16 protein-coding genes are annotated in these 16673 nt (G+C 70.2%); 11 read left to right on the top strand and 5 right to left on the bottom strand.

What is annotated here, in order from left to right:
* Window positions 1–65 precede the first annotated feature (65 nt).
* The 5 genes from OG948_RS26885 to OG948_RS26865 all read left to right on the top strand — a co-directional run bounded on the left by OG948_RS26885 (window position 66) and on the right by OG948_RS26865 (window position 5375).
* A complete protein-coding gene (locus OG948_RS26885) occupies window positions 66–575 on the top strand; it encodes a SigE family RNA polymerase sigma factor (RefSeq protein WP_395859804.1) in 510 nt (169 codons plus the stop codon).
* A 100-nt stretch (window positions 576–675) separates the two neighbouring features.
* A complete protein-coding gene (locus OG948_RS26880; RefSeq protein WP_406298902.1) occupies window positions 676–1722 on the top strand; it encodes a hypothetical protein in 1047 nt (348 codons plus the stop codon).
* 183 nt (window positions 1723–1905) lie between these two features.
* Window positions 1906–3276, top strand: coding sequence for a DUF2252 domain-containing protein (locus tag OG948_RS26875; RefSeq protein WP_406298901.1), 1371 nt, complete (start codon window positions 1906–1908; stop codon window positions 3274–3276).
* Between the two features lie 87 nt (window positions 3277–3363).
* A complete protein-coding gene (locus OG948_RS26870; protein ID WP_406300348.1) occupies window positions 3364–4824 on the top strand; it encodes an AlkA N-terminal domain-containing protein in 1461 nt (486 codons plus the stop codon).
* Window positions 4821–5375, top strand: a complete 555-nt coding sequence (locus OG948_RS26865) for a methylated-DNA--[protein]-cysteine S-methyltransferase (protein ID WP_406298900.1) — start codon at window positions 4821–4823, stop codon at window positions 5373–5375. The genes OG948_RS26870 and OG948_RS26865 overlap by 4 nt, the downstream gene beginning before the upstream one ends.
* A 44-nt stretch (window positions 5376–5419) precedes the next feature.
* Here OG948_RS26865 and OG948_RS26860 read toward each other — a convergent pair whose 3' ends face one another.
* A complete protein-coding gene (locus tag OG948_RS26860) occupies window positions 5420–6331 on the bottom strand; it encodes a hypothetical protein (RefSeq protein WP_406298899.1) in 912 nt (303 codons plus the stop codon).
* Between the two features lie 216 nt (window positions 6332–6547).
* Here OG948_RS26860 and OG948_RS26855 point away from each other — a divergent pair, with 216 nt between their 5' ends.
* A complete protein-coding gene (locus OG948_RS26855; RefSeq protein WP_406298898.1) occupies window positions 6548–7753 on the top strand; it encodes a DUF4073 domain-containing protein in 1206 nt (401 codons plus the stop codon).
* A 256-nt stretch (window positions 7754–8009) separates the two neighbouring features.
* Here the strand turns inward: OG948_RS26855 and OG948_RS26850 are convergent, their stop codons facing one another.
* On the bottom strand, window positions 8010–8945 hold the full coding sequence (locus OG948_RS26850) for a hypothetical protein (protein WP_406298897.1): 936 nt from the start codon (window positions 8943–8945) through the stop codon (window positions 8010–8012).
* 34 nt (window positions 8946–8979) lie between these two features.
* A complete protein-coding gene (locus OG948_RS26845) occupies window positions 8980–10893 on the bottom strand; it encodes an IucA/IucC family protein (RefSeq protein ID WP_406298896.1) in 1914 nt (637 codons plus the stop codon).
* An 899-nt stretch (window positions 10894–11792) separates the two neighbouring features.
* Here OG948_RS26845 and OG948_RS26840 point away from each other — a divergent pair.
* On the top strand, window positions 11793–12338 hold the full coding sequence (locus OG948_RS26840; RefSeq protein ID WP_406298895.1) for a hypothetical protein: 546 nt from the start codon (window positions 11793–11795) through the stop codon (window positions 12336–12338).
* A gap of 45 nt (window positions 12339–12383) precedes the next feature.
* Here the strand turns inward: OG948_RS26840 and OG948_RS26835 are convergent, their stop codons facing one another.
* On the bottom strand, window positions 12384–12806 hold the full coding sequence (locus tag OG948_RS26835) for an ATP-binding protein (protein WP_355529513.1): 423 nt from the start codon (window positions 12804–12806) through the stop codon (window positions 12384–12386).
* Window positions 12807–13048: 242 nt separating this feature from the next.
* Here OG948_RS26835 and OG948_RS26830 point away from each other — a divergent pair, with 242 nt between their 5' ends.
* Together OG948_RS26830 and OG948_RS26825 are read left to right on the top strand one after the other, a co-directional pair.
* On the top strand, window positions 13049–13546 hold the full coding sequence (locus tag OG948_RS26830) for a hypothetical protein (protein WP_395859813.1): 498 nt from the start codon (window positions 13049–13051) through the stop codon (window positions 13544–13546).
* Window positions 13547–13629: 83 nt separating this feature from the next.
* Window positions 13630–15192, top strand: coding sequence for an MDR family MFS transporter (locus OG948_RS26825; protein ID WP_406298894.1), 1563 nt, complete (start codon window positions 13630–13632; stop codon window positions 15190–15192).
* On the opposite strand, the gene OG948_RS26820 is transcribed toward OG948_RS26825, so the two are convergent.
* On the bottom strand, window positions 15154–15693 hold the full coding sequence (locus OG948_RS26820) for a hypothetical protein (protein ID WP_406298893.1): 540 nt from the start codon (window positions 15691–15693) through the stop codon (window positions 15154–15156). The genes OG948_RS26825 and OG948_RS26820 overlap by 39 nt on opposite strands.
* A 69-nt stretch (window positions 15694–15762) precedes the next feature.
* On the opposite strand from OG948_RS26820, the gene OG948_RS26815 reads away from it, so the two are divergent.
* On the top strand, window positions 15763–16293 hold the full coding sequence (locus OG948_RS26815; protein ID WP_406298892.1) for a hypothetical protein: 531 nt from the start codon (window positions 15763–15765) through the stop codon (window positions 16291–16293).
* Window positions 16294–16345: 52 nt separating this feature from the next.
* Entirely contained in the window at window positions 16346–16483 is a 138-nt protein-coding gene (locus OG948_RS26810) for a hypothetical protein (protein ID WP_406298891.1), read from the top strand.
* The last annotated feature ends 190 nt before the right edge of the window (window positions 16484–16673 follow it).

Genomic DNA, 16673 nt, shown 5'->3' with positions numbered 1-16673 from the left:
GCCGGGGGGTCCGCCGCGTCTATGGGGTGGGTACGCGCGAGGGCGCGTAGGGACGAGGAGGGTCTATGGCGGGCTTCGACGCTGAGCCGGCCGATTTCCTGGAGTTCGCCAACGCGTGCAGCGGTCGGCTGTTCCGGACGGCATGGCTCCTGTGTGGTGATTGGCATCTCGCCGAGGACCTCGTGCAAACGACGCTGGGCAAGTTGTATCGGGCTTGGAAGCGGGTCAGCCGGGCCGACAGCCCGGAGGCGTACGCGCGCACCGTGCTGACACGCACCTATCTGTCCCACCGACGCAGGTTGAGCAGCACCGAGCAGCCCTACGCCGACCTGCCGGAGGGCTCCGGCCCCGAGGAGGACCAGGCGTTGCGGTTGACGCTCTTGAAGAGCCTGGCCGAACTGCCGCCCAAGGACCGGGCGGTACTGGTCCTGCGGTACTGGGAGGACCTGAGCGTGGAGCAGACGGCGCGGCAGATGGGCGTGTCCGAGGGGGCTGTGCGCAGTAGATCGATGCGGGCGTTGGAGAAGTTGCGCAGCGTGCTCGGGGCCGAGTCGGGATGGCTCTCCGCCGCATGAGGGAGTTGCCGCGCACACCGCCGGTACGGCCGTACGGCTGGTGAGCAGCAACGACCTGTGTTCGCACGGATGTCACCGATGGTGAGGAGACGGTAGGTCTATGGGGTCCGACGAGAATGAGCTGGCGGCCGCGATGCGGACGTCGGCGTCGGGGCTGGTCCCCCCGACGGGATTGGTCGCGGGCGGCATCGCCCGGGGCAGACGCATGAAGCTGGTACGGCGTATCCAGGTCGGCGTGTCGACCGCGGCGGTACTGGCCGTCGCCAGTACGACCCTGCTCGTCGTGGCGAACGGAAACGACGACCACCGCGGGCGGGTGGCGGGTCCGGCGAGCACGACCGCCGAGGTATCCGCGCCCGCCATCCAGGCCGGGCCCAAACCCCGGCCGACGCTCACGGTGCCGGCCGGGACGGTGCCCGTGCTGCCGCCGCTGCTGTTGCACAAGCTCCTGGCACTTGTGCCACAGAACCTCCTGACCTCCCGGCTCACCGGCTCGGACAACACCAACCGAACGTCCGCGGGAATTCACAGCGCCGGCGCTTCGGCGTCGTTCGTTCTCGAGGACTCCGCCGGGCCCAGCCTGCTCTCGGTGTCGGTGGCGCAGGACGCCGAAACCCCGGAAACCGTTGAATGTCCGCACCCGGGCGGCGAGGTCTACGCCAAATGCGTGAACTACGAAGCTCCGGCAGGCCGGGTGGTGGAGCGGCAGGACTGGGTCTACCCCGCGGCGCCGGACACCCCGGAGAACCGCGCGGACGGCAAGGCCGGACCGTGGGGCAACGGGCCCAAGGTCTGGTCCGTGCGAGTCGTGCGTCGTGACGGCGTCGTGATCACGATCGAGGAGATCGCCTCGCGGGAGGAGAAGGGCGACATCGGCCGGAACACGCCGATCCTGTCGATGGACCGGCTGCGTGCGATCGCCACCGACCCGACCTGGCAGCTGTGGGTGGCCTCGGACGCCAACAAGGCGGCGGCCGACGCCTCGCCCAAGATCGGCTACCGATCCCCGTTCGGCGAGAATTACCAAACCCCGCCGTCCACCTCGCCATCCCCGTCGAACACGGGGGCAGCGCGGTCGGAGAACGGGGCCGGAGCCGCCCCGGGATCCGGTGTTCCCTCCGGAACCGTCGTGTCCTCGCGGTCCTGAACATCTTCGACACCTGCCGGGCATGACTCGCCGTCGGCCGGGCAGGCGCCGGATATCGAGCCCCCGGGCGCCTCTGACTCCCCCCTCACGCTCCGGGGGCTCGATGCCGTCCCGGTCCTCCCGTCTGGGATCCTGACGCGGGGTCCTGCCGGCCCCGCGGAGACTTCGAGGGAGGCGGTCGCGATGACCGAGGGCATAGGGATCGGTCTGGGCGGCGTGGGGTTCGAGGGTGGCTACGCGGAATACGGCCCGGCGGACGCCGAGGACCGCGCCCGGCACATCCTGGAGGTCTGCGAACGGGCCTTCGGTGCGCTGATCGATGGCGACTCCGCCGCGTTCCGGGTGAAGTTCCGCAAGATGGCGTCTTCGGCGTTCGCGTTCTATCGGGGTACGGCCTGCCTGTTCTACGCCGACCTGGACGGCCGCGAGGACCCCTTCCTGGACGAACGCACCTCGCGGGTGTGGATCCACGGCGACCTGCACGCGGAGAACTTCGGCACGTACATGAACGCGGACGGCAAGCTCGTGTTCAACGTCAACGACTTCGACGAGGCGTACGTCGGCCCGTGGACCTGGGACGTCAAGCGCTTCGCGGCGAGCCTCGCGCTGATCGGACACGGCAAGGCCCTCAGCGACGACACGATCACGACCCTCGTCGCGGGCTACGGCGCCGCCTACCTCGACCAGCTTCGACTGCTGACCGACAAGACCACGCCGCAGGAAGCCGCGCTGACCCTGGCGACGACCGAGGGGCCGCTCCTGGAGGTGCTGCGGCAGGCCCGGCTGCAGACCCGGATCGAGTTGCTCCGCTCGCAGACGGTGGTGCAAGACCACGAACGGCGATTCGCCCTTTCCGGCGGCGCGTTCGAGTTGTCCGACGACGTCAAGGCGACGGTGCTGGAGGCCTTCGGGCGCTACCTGGACACGTTGCCTCCCGCGACCCGGCAGCGGCCGGACACCTACGACGTCAAGGACGTCGTAGGGCGGCGCGGGGTCGGCATCGGCAGCGCCGGCCTGCCCTCGTACAACCTGCTGATCGAGGGCAACACGGAGGCGTTGGAGAACGACGTGATCCTGTACATGAAGCAGGGCCAGACGCCGTCGGTGAGCCACCACGTCACCGACCCCCAGGTGCGGTCCTACTTCGAGCACGAAGGACACCGCACGGTCATCTCGCAGCGCGCCCTGCAGGCGCACGCCGACCCGTGGCTGGGCTACACCGACATCGACGGGGTGGGCCAACTGGTCGCCGAGGTGTCGCCGTACGCGAACGACCTGGACTGGTCCGACCTCAACGAGGTGGACACGATCGCCGAGGTCGTGGAATACCTGGGCCGGGCCACCGCGACGATGCACGCGGTGGCCGACGAGGAAAGCGGTCACACGCTCGTACCGTTCTCGACCGAGCACGCGATCCTCGAGGCGATCGAGCGCGACGAGGAGAGCTTCACGACCTCGCTCGTGGACTTCGCGCACGCGTACGGGGCGCGCGCTCGCGCCGACCACGCCATCTTCGTCGACCTCTTCCGCAACGGGCTGATTCGGGGGTTGTAGGCGTCACCGGCGGCGCGAAGACGCCTCACGGTGCTGTCCGATTCCCGCCGGCCACTCCCTCGGGAACGGGTGACACTGGTCGACGTGATGGACGACGAGCAGTGCTACCGAGCGTGCAGCAGCCGGGACAGTCGGTTCGACGGCTGGTTCTACATGGCGGTCACGAGCACCGACATCTACTGTCGGCCGAGTTGCCCCGCGGTCAAGCCGAAACGTGAGAACGCGCGGTTCTACCCGTCGGCCGCGGCCGCACAGGCGGCGGGTTTCCGGGCGTGCAAGCGCTGCCGTCCGGACACCTCGCCGGGGTCGCCGGAGTGGGACGTCCGCGCCGACGTGGTCGGGCGCGCGATGCGCCTGATCGCGGACGGGGTCGTCGATCGTGAGGGCGTCGGCGGCCTCGCGGGCCGGCTCGGGTACAGCGACCGCCAGTTGAACCGTCTGCTGATGGCCGAGGTCGGCGCGGGCCCTCTCGCGCTCGCCCGGGCTCGACGGGCGCAGACGGCCAGGGTCCTGCTGGAGACCTCCGACCTCCAGATCGCGCAGGTCGCGTTCGCGGCCGGGTTCGCGAGTGTGCGGCAGTTCAACGACACCGTGCGCGAGGTGTTCGGCCGCACCCCCACGGAGGTGCGCGGGCGGGCCGGCGCCCGAGGCGTCGAGCCGGGCGAGATCCGGCTGCGGCTGCCCTACCGGGAGCCGATCGCGCTCGGGCACGCGCTGGACTTCCTGGGGTTGCGGGCGATCCCCGGCGTCGAGGAGTACGTCGACGGGGTCTACCGCCGGGTGCTGTCGCTCCCGCACGGCACCGGCGTGGTCGAGCTCTCGCCCGGCCCCTCCTGGGTGTGGTGCCGCCTGGTCCTCGCAGACCTGCGCGACCTGGGCGCCGCGGTGCAGCGCTGCCGACGACTGCTCGACCTGGACGCGGACCCGCTCGCGGTCGACGAGGCGCTCGGGAGCGCCGAACCGGGCGAGGGTGGCCTGGGCGCGCTCGTGCGGGCCACCCCGGGGCTGCGCTCGCCGGGACACGTGGACCCCGACGAACTCGCCGTGCGAGCCGTGCTCGGCCAGCAGGTCTCGGTCGCGGGCGCGCGCACGATCGCGGGCCGGCTGACGGCCCTGTACGGCAAGCCGCTGGCGGCACCCCTGGGCGGACTCACCCACGCGTTCCCCTCCGCGTCCGCGCTGGCGGACGCGGATCCGGCGGATCTGCCGATGCCCGTGTCACGCAAGAAGGCGCTGTTCGCGCTCACCGGTGCGCTGGCGTCGGGAGCGGTCCGGCTCGACCCGGGCGTGGATCGCAGGGCGGCGGAGGCGGGCCTTTTGGCCCTTCCGGGTATCGGCCCCTGGACGGCGTCGTACATTCGACTGCGGGCACTGGGCGATCCGGATGTGTTCCTGCCCACCGACTTGGGCGTCAAGCACGCACTCGCGCGATGGGACCTCCCGGTCTCGGCCGCGCAGTCGTGGTCCCCATGGCGCTCGTACGCACTGCACCACCTGTGGGCGAGCCTGTCCGCAGCACCCACCGTCTCGGTGAAGGAAGCAGCATGAACCAGGACGCTCTGTTCGAGGCCGTCGAAGCGCCCGACCCGCACGTGCCTCCGGCCGTGTTCCACACCCCGCTGGAGGGCCCCCGCCGATACGCGGTGATGGACTCCCCGGTCGGCGAGCTGCTCATGATCGGCGACGGCGACTCGCTCACCGCCCTCTACATGGGCGCCACGCCGGGCGCTGACTGGGTACACGATCCCGGTGCGTTCACCCAGGCGCAGGCGCAGTTGAGCGCTTACTTCGCCGGCGAACTGCGCGAGTTCGACCTGCCGTTGGCGCCGGCGGGCACGGACTTCCAGCTCAAGGTCTGGTCGGCCCTGACCACCATCCCGTTCGGGCACACGATGTCCTACGGCGCCCTGGCGACGAGGTTCCTCGGCCAACCGACGGCGTCCCGCGCGGTCGGACTCGCCAACGGCCGCAACCCGATCAGCATCATCATCCCGTGCCACCGGGTGATCGGCGCCGACGGCACTTTGACCGGCTACGCGGGCGGGCTGCCGCGCAAGCAGCGCCTGTTGGCGCTGGAACACGTCCGCGTCACCGGGTAGCCGCGCCACCCCGAACCGCACCGGCACCGGCGAGGCCGCGCGATTCACGACTGGAACGCCCGCCGCACGACCCCCGCGACCCGCCCCCGCCGGAGCGTGTCGTGCCAGGTGAAGCGCAGCACGAGCGCGCCCACGAGGGCCAGTTCGTTGGCCCGGGACCGGTCGCGAAAGAGCGCGTCGGGCCGCGAGTGCACGTCCGCGCCGTCCGCCTCCGCGAAGATCGGTCGCAAGCCGGTCAGCCACGCGAGATCCACGCGGGCCCGGCCGCCGCCGGGCAGCGCGACCTCGTGCTGCAACTCGTCCGGTGCGACCCCGCCCCGAACGCAGTCGAGTCGTACCCGCGACTCCAACGGGCTCTCGGCCCGCGCGTCCGCGATTTCGAGCAACGGCCGAACCCGCCCCGCCCCGGGCCGGCCCGCTGCCGCCCGCTCGACCGCCTCCAGCTCCACCGCCTCGACCAGGCCCAGATGCAGCGCCGAATCGAGGACCGCCAGACCCTCTTCGGGCGGCAGCGTCGGCACCAGGTCGGCCAGTGTTCGCACCGGTGTCGTCACCGCAAACCCGTCCACCGTCACGATCTCGTCGGCCCGCAACCGGCGCCGATGCGCAACGATGCCGGGCCCACCACGACGCGACGCCGTGTCGGGCGTCGCGATGTGCACACATTCCACCGGCGGCACGCCACGCATCCCGTGCACGCGGGCCGCACTGCGCAACACGGCCACGGCTCGCTCGCCATAGGCCGCGAGCCCGGCGCGCAACAACCCGCGCGAGGAGAGCGCACATCGATCGGCATCGACGAGCCCCACGCCTCGCGCGAGTTCGCGCACCTTCCCATCGTTCACGAGTCTGCGCCACACCCGCCCGGACACCCCGGCGGATACCGCCTGTTCCCGCGTCACCACTCCGTCGTGCTGCCATGCCAACCCCCGCAAGACTCGTACGGCCTCTTCCATCCCCGGATCCTGGTCCGTGCGGCCCGCGGCGCGGTGTGAGCGGTCGCAATCTGTGGACAACCCGGCACTTGTGGACACCTTGGGGCGCGCTTTGCCGGATTCGTGAATGATCTTCAGCCGTTCGACACTTTCATGATCATTGCGAGCCGCCGTGCGGCCGGCGCCAACCGGTGTGATGGGCGGGTCCCAACGCCCCGTATCGTCCCGAGGATCGCCATGCCCAACTCCCGCAAACACCGACGCGTCGCGGCCGTGTGCGCCGCGCTCGCGCTCACGGCGGGCGCCGGTGCCGCCTACGCCGAGAGCCGGCCGGCTCCCCGTGCGGCCGCTCCCGCCGGCGCCGCGGCCGCCGCGCCCGCCAAGGTGTCCTTCAACGTCATCAGCGACGTGCAGGGCGACCTCGCGGACTTCGGTCGAGCACTCGACCAGATGAAGGTGATCAACCCCGCAAGCGGCGCGCTCGTCGTCAACGGCGACATCACCCCGCGCGGCTACAAGGCCGAGTACGACCAGGTGAAGCAGGTCCTGAACACGCGTCCGCACCCGGCGAACACGTTCTTCACGATCGGCAACCACGAGTTCTACGTGCCCAAGTACTGCAACCCGGACAAGCTGTGTCAGGAGACCTGGCCCAACGGCACCACCGAGCAGTCGCTCTTCCAGAACTTCTACGACTTCACCGGGCTCGACAAGGTCTACTACGAGCGCGTCGTCGACGGTGTCCCGATGTTGTTCCTCGGCACCGAGAAATACATGAAGTACAGCGACCCCACCAAGTGGGACGAGGTGTGGTTCAGCGATGAGCAGCTGACCTGGCTCGAGCAGCGAATGAACTACTGGGAGGCGCAGGGCAAGCCGACGTTCGTGTTCTCGCACCACGTCCTGCCGGACACGGTCTCGGGCACGCGCAACAAGCTCTACAAGTCGGACTACCTCCAGGCCGACCGCATCATGAACATCCTGGGCGCTCACAAGGACGCCGTGCTGTTCACCTCGCACACGCACTGGGACCTGAACCTGTCCGACTGGGCGGTGCGCAAGGTCGTGCCGGGGACCGGCAACCTCGAAGGCTTCACGGTCGTCAACACCGGTGCCGTCCAAACCCAGTGGACCGACAACGGCTCGGGTGGTGAGAGCGCACTGAGCGGGTTGGAGAACAGCGGGCTCCAGGTCGAGGTCACCAACGACCGGGTGTCGATCAAGGCACGCGACTTCCTGCGCAACCAGTGGGTCAAGGAGCTGAACGTCCCGCTGCACACCAAGTGCGCTGCGGCCAAGCCGTGGACCGAGTCGATGACGTACACGAACGGCGACACCGTCGTGTGGAACAACCACCCGTGGCGCGCCAAGTGGTGGACGCGCGGCGAGACGCCGGGCACGACCGGCCAGTGGGGCGTGTGGGAGGACCAGGGCGCCTGCTGATCGCCCGCGACAAGACCTGAAGGGGTGGGACCATCGGCGGCCGGTCCCACCCTTTCGGCCGACCCGCGCCGCAGCGGACGTCACAGGACTTCGGGGCCATCCGCGGGGCCGACCACCGCACGAGGGTGCCTCTGGTTAAGGCATCGCCTCGACCGATCGATGCGGCACCGCTTCGGCACCGCGCGAGACGGTGCTCGCCGGGCCGTTGGCGACCGAGGCGACCGGTTGTCGATGCCCTCACTCGCCGAGTCGAGCACTACCGGGGCCCGGCTCGACGTCGGACCGACGACGACGGGGAGGTACGCGGAAGGTCTCGTGCGAGATCGGGCGCCGCGTCCGAGGCCACCGGGGCCCGGGCCGGGCCGATCATGGGGTCGATGCGCACGATGGTCAGGTCCCCGTTCTCGAGTACGCCCGCCCGCCGGCGCGCGGCCACCCACCGGGCGAGTTCACGGGGACTGCCTGCGGCCGGCTCGCGCAATTCCTCCCACGGCCGCCCACCGGCGAGAGCACTGCGCAGGAACCACGCGCCGGCCGTGTCGTTGGCCACGTACAGCAGGTCGCGGTCGGTCCAGGTTCCTCGCGCACACCGAACCCGCCGCGCCACCGCGGCGGGTTCCGCGCCGTTGCTGGTCGCGACGTCGGGCCGTCGTGAGGTCGGAAATACCCGCCAGAGCCGGTCGCCGCGCACCTGGAAGAGATAGGCGTCGCCGAGCACCGCCGCCGCCCACTGGCCCCGCCCGGACAACCACGGATGCGGCGCGAGGTGCGCCGCAAGCACCGCGGACGCGTGCGCTCCGCGTTCCAATTTGCGTAGTTCGTAGGGCTGTACCGGCATTCCGCGCCGGTCCCGCTCGACCAGGTAGCGCTTGGTCAGGTCGGGCCATCGGTCCGCCGCACGCGCCAGCACGTCGGCGAATCCCGTACCGCCGCACAGGAGCGGGGTGGGCGCCGCACCGCACGCCCGGACCAGGAGTTCGGCCCAGCGCCGCGCGAGCAGACTCTCCGCGGCGCCGTCCGCGAGGGCGACCCGCAAGGCGCCCGGGCGGTCGACGCGGGCGCGCCTGCACGCGGGTCCGGCCGGCGGCAGGAACCCGCGTCCGGCCCCGTCACCGATCCAGACCGCGTCCTCGTATTCGAGGGGTTCGCCTTCGTGCCGGTGCAGCGCCAGGACCGTGACGTTCGCGCGCACCGTGCCGTCTCCTCTGTGGTGGTACGAGAACCGCTCAGCCGCGTACGTCTGCGATCGGGTTGAGGATGTCGACGTAGACGGACTGGGTCTCCAACGGGACTTCGAGTTCGTCGAGACCCGCGACGCGGGTGAGCAGGTTGGCCTTGCACCGCAGTGTGGCACCGTCGAGGAGGCGGTCCACGAGCGGGCGCCCGGCGGGGTGATCCGTGCGCGTGCGCACGAGCCGGTCGCGGAAGATCGCGATCAACGCCCGCTCGTCGGCCAGCCCTTGCGCACCCATCGCGCCGACGAGGCCGAGCACGTTGTTGATCGCGAGGTAGTAGCCGAGCCGTTCGTCGATCACGTGGTCGGGACACCAGGTCCCCAGGTCCCGGCCCGCGCCCGGGAGCCAGCGAGCCAGGCGCGCACCGCGTTCGGCCGAGAAGTAGTAGCCCTGATTGCCGCGATAGCGTCCGCCGATCGGGCGGCCGTCGGTGTCCAGCACGACCAGCGTGTTCTGTTGATGTGCCTCCAGCCCGAGACCGTATTCACCGTGCAGCCACAGGATCGGTGCGACCAACACCTCCAGGTAGCGGCGGAACCACGACTCGGCCGTCTCGCGCAACGGCGTCGCGGTACGGGCGGCGAGCGTGTACAACACGTCGGCGAGCATCGACCGACCCCGCGGTAGGTCGGGGCGCGGCGCGGCCAGTCCCGCGATGCAGTACACGCGGTCGCGTGGGCCGAACGGGTTGTCTCGCACCACGAGTTCGAGGCCGGACTCGCCGCGCCCGCCGGGGACGTCCACCGCTATCCAGCCAAGATCGCGCAGCACGTCGAACCCCGGGTGGGCGGAGTGCATGACGCGCTTGAGACCGGCGTCGAGCATCCGGTGCACGGCGAGGCCTCGGCGCAGTTCACTGCGGTGGTTCTCCCGGCGGGAGTTGGTGATCTCGACGCCGAGCGAGGTCTTCAGCATGACGGGCGCGCCGGTGCGGTACACGGTGCGCAGCGAGGAGGTGGCCGACCACGCGGGCCCGCCGGGGCCGAGATCCCGGAGCAGCCCGCGCTCCAGGAGCGCGGCGACACCGGGTCGCCCGAGTACGTCGCGGGCCTGCCAAGGGTGCGCCGGCAGGGCGATCATGCCCGGCGGCAGGTTCACATCGCCTTCGGCGAGCCCTGCGAGCACCACCGGCACGGGTCGTCCCAGGTCGCCGTCGTGGATCGCCACCGAGGGGTCCACGGCGAACCAGTGCAGGGGGAACGATCCGCGTAGTTCCGGCGAGTAGCGCGGCGACGAGGGTCCGTACATGCCTTGCCGGGACGCCGGCGAGGGATGCATCGGGTGGCCGAGAACGATCGACTGTTCGGTGCTCAGGAACGGCGTCGTTCCCGGAATGTCCTCGGGCGCCTTGCGGCGCTCGGCGAGGTGGTGGGCGATCCGCCGGGTCGAGTCGATCACCCGGTCGGTCATGTCGGCGATCGCGGTGATCGAGCCGACTCGGCCGTGCGCCGCCTCGATCGCGAGGAGTACGGCCAGCGTGGTCGCGTCGAGTGCGACACCACTGCTCAGTCGGACCGGGCCGAAGCGGTGCATGCCGGTCTCGGAGCGATAAAGGATCGGCGCGACGACGGTGCTGGCGGTCGCGGGCAGCGGAAGCCGTAACGGCCCGTCCGCCGGCACCGTGGTTCCGCTCTCGCGGATGCGGCAGCGAAGCAGGTTCTCTATGGCCGCGTGATCGGCGGCACGTGCGGGCGCGGGGTCGAGCAGTGGATCGCTCGCCCCTCGGTCGCCGGGGGCAAGGTGTCGCGCGGCGCCGAGTACCGCGCCGGTGCGCGGGTGTTCGGGTTCGAGATGGGCCGGGTGGGCACGCGCGGGCGAGGGCTCGTCGCCTGCCGGGCCCGGAACGGGCTTTCGAGGGCTGCCCGGTCGCGCCGGCTCCGGAAGCGCCTCCGCGGATGTCGACATGTGCGGTACGTACCTCCCCTGGTCTGCACGGCCGTGGGTCGGGCTACGGTTCGAATCGTGGACGCGGTCCATTCGCCACCGCTCCGAGGGACGTTCACCGTACGGCAATCCGCCGGTTATCAGAATCATGTCCCGCAACGGGCTCCCGTGTGCGGGCTTTGCGTGATGGCAACCCCTTGTCATGCTCGGCGAGGCGGGTGGTCGCGGACCGATCGCGGGCGCGACCCGTCGCTCGCGGCGTCGGCGCCGGGCATGCCCGAGGACGCTTCGCCACGGTACGAACGGCCCCCTAACAGCCGCATCAGGGGCCGGAGTCGGCAGCTCCGGTCGGTTTCGTGCTCCCCCGGGTGGGTCGCGCGGACTTGGCAAGGCGATCGTGGGGTCCGCCGGCCCGTGGCGATCGTCGATGCGAACGATTGGGGATGAGCGCGACGTACATCTCGCACCTCGCACCCATAAGGAGTTTGCGCCATTCACGACGGATCGGGGCACCGGTGGGGAATTTCCCCACTGCGATCTCCTCGATCCGTCGATCATCGCCACCGACCGTCCACTTGTGGTTACGATACGAACGCCCTTGTGCCGTAGCTGCCGAGGGACGGAACGGGGGGAATCTCGGTCCAGTCCGTACTTCCGCGCGCACGTTTCCGCGGACGATTGGGCGAGGCTCCGTCACTGCCTGAAGATCGACCCGCCGCCTCCGCGCGTCGGGCCTCAGCCTTTGGCAAACACGGAATCCGGAGCCGGTCATGCCATACCAGCATCAGCCGAACGGCCCGCACCAACCGCCATACGGGCAACAGCCCCACCAGCCGTATCCATCGCAGATCCCGCCCTCGTACCCGCCACCGCAACCACCCCCGCGCCGCGACCGAGACGGCGGCGGCAATGGGAGGTTGATGTTGATCCTCACGCTGATCGGGACGGTGGCGACCGTGCTGAGCGTGCTCGTCGCGGTGGGCATCGGCCCGTTCGATCTCTCGGACGACTCGCCGGCGTCGGGCGGGAGCGACAAGAACGGAGCCGGACCGGCGGCCTCGACGCGGGGGCCCGCGAAGCAGACGGCGGAGAGCTACGTCCGGGCGGTCAACGAGGTCTGTTTGGCTCGTTCGGACAACGTCACCAGGCTCTTGAACGACCTGACCGCCTCGACCGTGTCGAATGACGTCGCGCAGCAACGCACCGCGCTGAGCGCGGCGAGCGCCGAGTTGAAGAACACCCGATCCCACATCAGGGCCGTACCGTTGCCGGCCGATCCGGCCGTGGCCGGGCCGTTCAGGCAATGGCGCGACGTCTACGACAGCCGGGTCGACGCCTTGAGCGAGGCGGCCTCGACGCTGAACAGCGGCGACTCGGCAGGGTTTCGGACCGCGTCGGACCGATTCGTCAACGAGACGGGCCCGATGAAGGACAAGCAACGCGCCCTGAACATCGCCTGCCCGTAGCGGGCACGGGTGACCGGTGCCGGGAGGGGAAGCCGGGTGAGCGGGTCAGGCGACCGGCCACGGCAGGATCACCCACAGGGTCTTGCCGTCCGGGTGTGCCTCGATGTGGATCTGACCGCCGAGTTCGGTGACGATGTTGCGCACGATCAACAGTCCTCGACCCGATGTGTCGTCGACCGTTTCCAACAGGGCGACCGGACGGTAGGGATGGCGGTCGCGTACGCCCAGCCACAACCAACCGTCATGCACGGTGCAGGTGACCGATACCTCCGGCGACAACACGGCCGCGTGTTCGACGGAGTTGGTGATCAACTCGGAGGCGACCAGCTTGAGGGCGTAGCCCAAGTCGTGCCCGTAGGGCAGTCCCCAGTAGGTCAGATGGTCCGCCAGCGCCCGTCGGGCCTGTGCGACGGAGGCCGGTTGGGCGGGCAGGGTGAACCAGCAGGATCGCTCGTATCCCGTTCCCATGTCACCCCTTTCGGCACCGCGCCTCAGCGTACTGACCGGCGCGCTTGCGGGCGCACGGTTGACGATTCGTCATATCGCTACGATTCGATGATCGGTCGCGTGTGTGAGTGAAGGTCGACATGGGCAAGACCATCGCAGTCCACGTCCCTCCCGACGTGTGATTGTGAGCGCCGAACAGCGGCATTCCTCTGCGAATGACCGGATTGTGCACGGTGCGGATTCCAGAAGGGTGACTACCTGTGGTGGAAGATCTCGATGCCGTCGAACAGGCCATGTTGGCCAACCTTCTCGACGGTCGGCGGCCTCGTCGGCGCACCTCGGAGACGCCGACCCGGTCCAATCGACAACACCAGCCCCCGCAGCAGCAGCGCCGTCAGGCGCAGTCGGTGCCGCGTGCGGTCATTCCGGCGCCGGTGCCCGCGGCGGCACCCAATCGGGACGCTACGCGCGTTCTCGACATCGGTCGCGTGATCAAGCAGATCGACCCCCGGACCACGCCCGAGCAACGGCACGCGATGGCGACGAGCTGGACCCAGTTGGATCTGACCGCGGCCCAGGTGTTGGCCTGGCTGACCGCCGGCATCCTGCCCGCGGAGTACAAGCTGGCGGCGGCGTGCCTGGAGCGGGGCCTGACCCCGCAGGACATGAAGACCCGCCTGGACGGCGTGCGCGTGGTCGAGCGGCTGCGCAGCGACGGCGTGGACGGCGTGGTGGCGCAACTGCGCAGCGGCGCCGCGTAGGCGGGCCGCGCCGGGGGACATCGCGGGCCGGGCCGGTGGATGATCATTGACATGGTTCATTACCAAGCCTAGCTTTTAGCGATGTGAAGGATTCGGGGGCGGGTTCCGCCGCCCCACCCACTCTGACGCATCGCCAGATCATGTTGGTCTTCTGCGGGTTGATGCTCGGCGTCATGCTGGCATCGCTCGACGCGACCATCGTCTCGACGGCGATGCCGACGATCGTTGCCGACCTCGGCGGGCTCGAACACCTGGCATGGGTGACCACCGCGTACACCCTGGCCACGGCGGTCTCAATCCCGCTGTACGGAAAGCTCGGCGACGTATACGGCCGCAAGCGGCTCTTCCAGTTCGCCATCGTGGTGTTCCTCGTGGGCTCCATGCTGTGCGGTACCGCACAGTCGATGGGCGCCCTGATCGCCTTCCGGGCGATCCAGGGACTCGGCGCCGGCGGGCTGATGAGCAACGCTCAGGCCATCATCGGCGACCTCGTACCGCCCGCCGAGCGCGGTCGATACCAGGGCTTCATCGCGTCCACGGTCGCGTTCTCGACCGTGTGCGGGCCGCTGATCGGCGGCTTCTTCACCGAGGCGCTGTCGTGGCGATGGGTGTTCTATGTGAACATCCCACTGGGCGCGGTGGCGCTGATGGTCACGTCCGTGGTGCTCAGGCTGCCGCGCAAGGCCTACACCAGGCGTCCGTTCGACGGTTTCGGTCTCGCCCTGCTCACCTGCGGAACCAGTGCCTTGATCCTGTTCACCAGTTGGGGCGGTACGCAGTTCGCCTGGGTCTCCGCGTCGAGCCTGGTGCTGGCCGTGACGGCGGTCGGCGCGCTCGCGGCCTTCGTGTTGGTGGAGCGGCGTGCGGCCGACCCGTTGATTCCGCTGCGGTTGCTCTCGCGCAACACGATCGTGCGGGTCGCGTGTCCGCTGACGATGGTCACCGGTTGCCTGACCCTGGGAATGAGCACGTTCCTGCCCATCTATCAGCAGATCGTGCGCGGTCACGGGCCGACCCGGTCCGGGCTGCTGCTCGCGCCGATGATGCTCTCGATGATGGTGTGCTCGACGCTGTCGGGTCGGCTGATCTCGCGAATCGGCAAGTACAAGCGGTTCCCCGTGGTCGGCACGCTGCTGGCCGCGGCAGGGCTCGTGGTGTTGTCGCTGCTCGGCGTCGACAGCCCGTACTGGCATCTGCTGATCGGGCTGATGGTGCTGGGGTTCGGGCTCGGCACGATCGGTCCGGTCACCACGCTCGCGGTGCAGAACTCGGTCGACCACGCGGACATCGGTGTGGCCACCGGCCTGAACTCGTTCGCGCGCTCGATCGGCTCGGCCCTGGGCGCGGCCGTGCTCGGCGCGGTGTTCGCGCACGGGGTGGCCGACGGGACGGGGCCGGCCGGGGCGGGTGAATCCGGCGTGGGGGTCACTCGGCAGGCCATCGACGCGTTGCCGGCGGAGCAGCGGGAGGCGACGCTGGTCGGGTTCGCGGACGCGCTCGACGCGGTGTTCCTGGCCGCCGTCCCGATCGCGGTGCTCGGCTTCGTCCTCGCGCTCATGCTGCGGGAGATCCCCTTGCGTCGCGGCCCGAAGCAGGTCGCGGCGATCTCAACAGGCACCGAGCGCAAGCTGTTCGAGGCCGGCTGACAGATCGCGCAGGTCCTCCGCGGCGTCCCAGGCCCAGTGGTTGGGGTTGCCGGCGAGCGCCTCGTCGGTCTCCAGTCGGCGCAGCGCGAGCCCCGCGAGGTCCAGGACCAGGTCGTGCTCGCCCTCTCCGTTCAACCGGTGCAGCACGCCCACGACATCGCACACCCGCCGGGTGAGGCTGCGTTCGGGGATGCCTTCGATCAACCGGGAGAGACCGTAGCCGGCCATCAAGCCCAGGATCATGCCGCGTATGGCCGATAGGTCGCGCCGTTCCCGAGCCGGTGCGAACCGACGCCACCAGCACACCCACGCCTGCGGTTCCGTGGTCGCGCGAGCCTCGTTCGCGGTACGGCGCGGCGGGAAGGACACCGACCGCGCGGATCCGGCGAGCATCAACCGCTCCGGCGCCGCGTCCACCGCGACCTCCAGGTTGGGGTGCGGCCGATCCGAGCGCACGCGGGTTCGGGTCTGTTCGGCGGCTGTCAACGCCATCGTCGTCATGCGATGTATTGGAGCGGAGTGTCTCGTCGGCCCGCCCTGCGATCACTCGAAAGAGCGACAATGTGTCGCATGAACGAGTGGGAACTGTGGCGCCAGGACGACAATGGCGCGCGTTTCCGGATCCGGGGCTATACCGATCGTGTGGCCGCGATCGCCGGCCGATTGGTGATCGAGTCCGGAATGCCGCACAAGCAGTTGTACTGGGTGGCGGGCCCACGAACCCCGACCTGCCCGACACCGGCCGCCGCCGCGGACCTGATCCAGGCCCTGGCGGCGGATCGCGAGCCGTCGGCGCCCGCGTTCCTCGCCGCCTTCCGGCGCGTCGGGACGTCGTTGCGGGATGAGCACCGCCTCGAACCCGACACGGTCGCGGCCGTGTTCCGCGCCGCGTGGGACACCGCCGAGTCCAGGCCGGCGCGCGGGCACGGAGGCGATCCCGGGCGTGAACGGGCAGGCGAAGGCGATCCGGAGCGGGATCCGGCGCTCGACCGCGCACGGGACCATCTGGTCCACGCAGCGGCGGCGTTGCGGACCAGGGATCCACAGGCGGATCTCCACTGGCACGACCTGCTCGACCTCGTGACGCGCGTGCCGCGCTGACGGCGGCTCGCCTTCCTCGGGGCGCGAACACTCATCGACTCAGGGGAAATCGATGCGCGAGCTCCTGGCCGGTGATCCGACTCGGGTCGGGCCGTACTCGATCCACACCCGGCTCGGCGCCGGTGGCATGGGTCGCGTCGCGTCCACCTCGGCCGATCGCCCGGTGGCCGGCTGGTCGCCGTCAAGGTGATCCGTGCCGAACTGGCCCGGGACGAGGATTTCCGGGCCAGGTTCCGGCGCGAGATCGATGTCGCCCAACGCGTAAAGGGGCTTCTTCACCGCGCCTGCACTGGATGCCGACGCGGACGCCGACCAAACGTGGTTCTCCACCGCCTACATCCATCCCCGGCCCTTCGCTGCGCACGGCGGTAGCCGAGCAG

It is taken from the genome of Embleya sp. NBC_00888 (assembly GCF_045207655.1).
GTDB lineage: Bacteria > Actinomycetota > Actinomycetes > Streptomycetales > Streptomycetaceae > Embleya.
The sequence above is the reverse complement of the archived record's forward strand: the minus strand, read 5'-3'. Positions and strand labels throughout refer to the sequence as shown.